The 5,305-nt window shown below is 51.0% G+C and carries 3 rRNA genes; all 3 read left to right on the top strand.

The window, feature by feature from the left end:
* Positions 1 to 114 precede the first annotated feature (114 nt).
* The 3 genes from NSQ92_RS26730 (at position 115) to rrf (ending at position 5,305) form a co-directional block, all read left to right on the top strand.
* Positions 115 to 1,662: ribosomal RNA gene (locus NSQ92_RS26730) — 16S ribosomal RNA — on the top strand.
* A 476-nt stretch (positions 1,663 to 2,138) separates the two neighbouring features.
* A 23S ribosomal RNA gene (locus NSQ92_RS26725) occupies positions 2,139 to 5,074 on the top strand.
* A gap of 114 nt (positions 5,075 to 5,188) precedes the next feature.
* Positions 5,189 to 5,305, top strand: a 5S ribosomal RNA gene (gene rrf, locus NSQ92_RS26720).
* Together the 16S, 23S and 5S rRNA genes form the textbook arrangement of a ribosomal RNA operon.

The raw sequence follows: 5,305 nt of genomic DNA, 5'->3' as shown, positions 1-5,305 counted from the left end.
ATTGCTCTTTGAAAACTGAACAAACAAACGTCAACAATAATCGTTTTATAACGAATGTTGTAAAACAAAAAAAGTAATAAAAAGCTAGAGTTTAGCAATGAGCTAATCAACTCTTTATTGGAGAGTTTGATCCTGGCTCAGGACGAACGCTGGCGGCGTGCCTAATACATGCAAGTCGAGCGGACTTTAAAAGCTTGCTTTTAAAGTTAGCGGCGGACGGGTGAGTAACACGTGGGCAACCTGCCTGTAAGACTGGGATAACTTCGGGAAACCGGAGCTAATACCGGATAATCCTTTTCCTCTCATGAGGAAAAGCTGAAAGACGGTTTACGCTGTCACTTACAGATGGGCCCGCGGCGCATTAGCTAGTTGGTGAGGTAACGGCTCACCAAGGCGACGATGCGTAGCCGACCTGAGAGGGTGATCGGCCACACTGGGACTGAGACACGGCCCAGACTCCTACGGGAGGCAGCAGTAGGGAATCTTCCGCAATGGACGAAAGTCTGACGGAGCAACGCCGCGTGAGTGATGAAGGTTTTCGGATCGTAAAACTCTGTTGTTAGGGAAGAACAAGTACAAGAGTAACTGCTTGTACCTTGACGGTACCTAACCAGAAAGCCACGGCTAACTACGTGCCAGCAGCCGCGGTAATACGTAGGTGGCAAGCGTTGTCCGGAATTATTGGGCGTAAAGCGCGCGCAGGCGGTCCTTTAAGTCTGATGTGAAAGCCCACGGCTCAACCGTGGAGGGTCATTGGAAACTGGGGGACTTGAGTGCAGAAGAGAAGAGTGGAATTCCACGTGTAGCGGTGAAATGCGTAGAGATGTGGAGGAACACCAGTGGCGAAGGCGACTCTTTGGTCTGTAACTGACGCTGAGGCGCGAAAGCGTGGGGAGCAAACAGGATTAGATACCCTGGTAGTCCACGCCGTAAACGATGAGTGCTAAGTGTTAGAGGGTTTCCGCCCTTTAGTGCTGCAGCAAACGCATTAAGCACTCCGCCTGGGGAGTACGGCCGCAAGGCTGAAACTCAAAGGAATTGACGGGGGCCCGCACAAGCGGTGGAGCATGTGGTTTAATTCGAAGCAACGCGAAGAACCTTACCAGGTCTTGACATCCTCTGACACTCCTAGAGATAGGACGTTCCCCTTCGGGGGACAGAGTGACAGGTGGTGCATGGTTGTCGTCAGCTCGTGTCGTGAGATGTTGGGTTAAGTCCCGCAACGAGCGCAACCCTTGATCTTAGTTGCCAGCATTCAGTTGGGCACTCTAAGGTGACTGCCGGTGACAAACCGGAGGAAGGTGGGGATGACGTCAAATCATCATGCCCCTTATGACCTGGGCTACACACGTGCTACAATGGATGGTACAAAGGGCAGCAAAACCGCGAGGTCGAGCAAATCCCATAAAACCATTCTCAGTTCGGATTGTAGGCTGCAACTCGCCTACATGAAGCTGGAATCGCTAGTAATCGCGGATCAGCATGCCGCGGTGAATACGTTCCCGGGCCTTGTACACACCGCCCGTCACACCACGAGAGTTTGTAACACCCGAAGTCGGTGGGGTAACCTTTTGGAGCCAGCCGCCTAAGGTGGGATAGATGATTGGGGTGAAGTCGTAACAAGGTAGCCGTATCGGAAGGTGCGGCTGGATCACCTCCTTTCTAAGGAAAATGGAATTTACATTCCATCAAAGATTGTTGACGATTTGATTGTTCAGTTTTGAGGGAGCAATTCCTCAAAAACAGTAATAAGTTTGAGGGTAAAGAGAAACGAGTAGATCAAGGAAGCGAATGCGCGAGCACCGGAGCGTACAACAGTACGTGAGGAGCAGAGCGAAGAAGCTGACGAAGAGATGCGAAGTTTATCTTTAGCCGAAATTGTTCCTTGAAAACTAGATTATGAAAAGTAAGAACCAAGAAAGAAACCGAGTAATCGCCATCTTAGATTCTCTATTTTAGAGAATTACTTCTTTGGAAAGTAGTCGTATTAAACGAATACTCCTTCAAAGATTGGAGAGCAAAGAGAAGCAAGTAGGTCAAGGAAGCGACCGAACGAGCACCGGAGCGTACGACAGTACGTGAGGAGCAGAGTGAAGAAGCTGACGAAGAGATACGCCGCTTATCTTTGGTCGAAACTAAGTTAAGTTAGAAAGGGCGCACGGTGGATGCCTTGGCACTAGGAGCCGATGAAGGACGGGATTAACACCGATATGCTTTGGGGAGCTGTAAGTAAGCTTTGATCCAGAGATTTCCGAATGGGGAAACCCTCTATCCGTAATGGGATAGAATCTTTACCTGAATACATAGGGTACTGAAGGCAGACCCGGGGAACTGAAACATCTAAGTACCCGGAGGAAGAGAAAGCAAACGCGATTCCCTGAGTAGCGGCGAGCGAAACGGGATTAGCCCAAACCAAGAGGCTTGCCTCTTGGGGTTGTAGGACACTCTATATGGAGTTACAAAGGAACGGGGTAGACGAATCGATCTGGAAAGGTCAGTCGTAGAAGGTAAAAACCCTGTAGTCGAAACTTCGTTCCCTCTTGAGTGTATCCTGAGTACGGCGGGACACGAGAAATCCCGTCGGAAGCAGGGAGGACCATCTCCCAAGGCTAAATACTCCCTAGTGACCGATAGTGAACCAGTACCGTGAGGGAAAGGTGAAAAGCACCCCGGAAGGGGAGTGAAATAGATCCTGAAACCGTGTGCCTACAAGTAGTTAGAGCCCATTTATGGGTGATAGCGTGCCTTTTGTAGAATGAACCGGCGAGTTACGATTACATGCGAGGTTAAGTTGAAGAGACGGAGCCGCAGCGAAAGCGAGTCTGAATAGGGCGAAATAGTATGTGGTTGTAGACCCGAAACCAGGTGATCTACCCATGTCCAGGGTGAAGTCCAGGTAACACTGGATGGAGGCCCGAACCCACGCACGTTGAAAAGTGCGGGGATGAGGTGTGGGTAGCGGAGAAATTCCAATCGAACTTGGAGATAGCTGGTTCTCTCCGAAATAGCTTTAGGGCTAGCCTCAAGATTTAGAGTATTGGAGGTAGAGCACTGTTTGGACTAGGGGCCCCCATCGGGTTACCGAATTCAGACAAACTCCGAATGCCAAATACTTATTCTTGGGAGTCAGACTACGAGTGATAAGATCCGTGGTCAAGAGGGAAACAGCCCAGACCACCAGCTAAGGTCCCAAAGTATACGTTAAGTGGAAAAGGATGTGGAGTTGCTTAGACAACCAGGATGTTGGCTTAGAAGCAGCCACCATTTAAAGAGTGCGTAATAGCTCACTGGTCGAGTGACTCTGCGCCGAAAATGTACCGGGGCTAAACGTATCACCGAAGCTGTGGATTGACATCTATGATGTCAGTGGTAGGAGAGCGTTCTAAGGGCGTTGAAGCTAGACCGTAAGGACTGGTGGAGCGCTTAGAAGTGAGAATGCCGGTATGAGTAGCGAAAGATGAGTGAGAATCTCATCCACCGAATGCCTAAGGTTTCCTGAGGAAGGCTCGTCCGCTCAGGGTTAGTCGGGACCTAAGCCGAGGCTGAAAAGCGTAGGCGATGGACAACAGGTTGATATTCCTGTACCACCTTTAAATCGTTTGAGCAATGGGGGGACGCAGGAGGATAGGGTAAGCGTGCTGTTGGATTAGCACGTCCAAGCAGTTAGGCTGGTAATGAGGCAAATCCCATTACCACATAAGCGGAGCTGTGACGGCGAGGGAAATATAGTACCGAAGTTCCTGATTCCACACTGCCAAGAAAAGCCTCTAGCGAGATTTAGGGTGCCCGTACCGCAAACCGACACAGGTAGGCGAGGAGAGAATCCTAAGGTGAGCGAGAGAACTCTCGTTAAGGAACTCGGCAAAATGACCCCGTAACTTCGGGAGAAGGGGTGCTCTTGCGGGTGCAAGCCTGCGAGAGCCGCAGTGAATAGGCCCAGGCGACTGTTTAGCAAAAACACAGGTCTCTGCGAAGCCGCAAGGCGAAGTATAGGGGCTGACACCTGCCCGGTGCTGGAAGGTTAAGAGGAGGGGTTAGCACGTTAGTGCGAAGCTCTGAATTGAAGCCCCAGTAAACGGCGGCCGTAACTATAACGGTCCTAAGGTAGCGAAATTCCTTGTCGGGTAAGTTCCGACCCGCACGAAAGGTGTAACGATCTGGGCACTGTCTCAACGAGAGACTCGGTGAAATTATAGTACCTGTGAAGATGCAGGTTACCCGCGACAGGACGGAAAGACCCCGTGGAGCTTTACTGCAGCCTGATATTGAATTTTGGTACAGCTTGTACAGGATAGGTAGGAGCCTTGGAAGCCGGAGCGCCAGCTTCGGTGGAGGCATTGGTGGGATACTACCCTGGCTGTATTGACATTCTAACCCGCACCCCTGATCGGGGTGGGAGACAGTGTCAGGTGGGCAGTTTGACTGGGGCGGTCGCCTCCTAAAAAGTAACGGAGGCGCCCAAAGGTTCCCTCAGAATGGTTGGAAATCATTCGTAGAGTGTAAAGGCACAAGGGAGCTTGACTGCGAGACCTACAAGTCGAGCAGGGACGAAAGTCGGGCTTAGTGATCCGGTGGTTCCGCATGGAAGGGCCATCGCTCAACGGATAAAAGCTACCCCGGGGATAACAGGCTTATCTCCCCCAAGAGTCCACATCGACGGGGAGGTTTGGCACCTCGATGTCGGCTCATCGCATCCTGGGGCTGTAGTCGGTCCCAAGGGTTGGGCTGTTCGCCCATTAAAGCGGTACGCGAGCTGGGTTCAGAACGTCGTGAGACAGTTCGGTCCCTATCCGTCGTGGGCGTAGGAAATTTGAGAGGAGCTGTCCTTAGTACGAGAGGACCGGGATGGACGCACCGCTGGTGTACCAGTTGTCTTGCCAAAGGCATCGCTGGGTAGCTATGTGCGGAAGGGATAAGTGCTGAAAGCATCTAAGCATGAAGCCCCCCTCAAGATGAGATTTCCCATAGCGCAAGCTAGTAAGATCCCTGAAAGATGATCAGGTTGATAGGTCAGAGGTGGAAGCGTGGCGACATGTGGAGCTGACTGATACTAATAGATCGAGGACTTAACTAAAATGAAAAGCGGAAACGCCTGTTTATCGGCGTTGGAGCTGGACAATATTGATTACTCATTCTTTCTTTTTACTTCATAATCTAGTTTTGAGGGAACAACCTCACAAATAAATAGTCTGGTGGCGATAGCGAGAAGGTCACACCCGTTCCCATACCGAACACGGAAGTTAAGCTTCTCAGCGCCGATGGTAGTTGGGGGTTCTCCCCCTGTGAGAGTAGGACGTCGCCAGGC

This window comes from Niallia sp. FSL M8-0099, from assembly GCF_038006945.1.
In the GTDB taxonomy this organism is placed as follows: domain Bacteria; phylum Bacillota; class Bacilli; order Bacillales; family Cytobacillaceae; genus Niallia; species Niallia circulans.
Note: the sequence above shows the minus strand (reverse complement) of the source record. Positions and strands in the feature narration are given on the sequence as shown.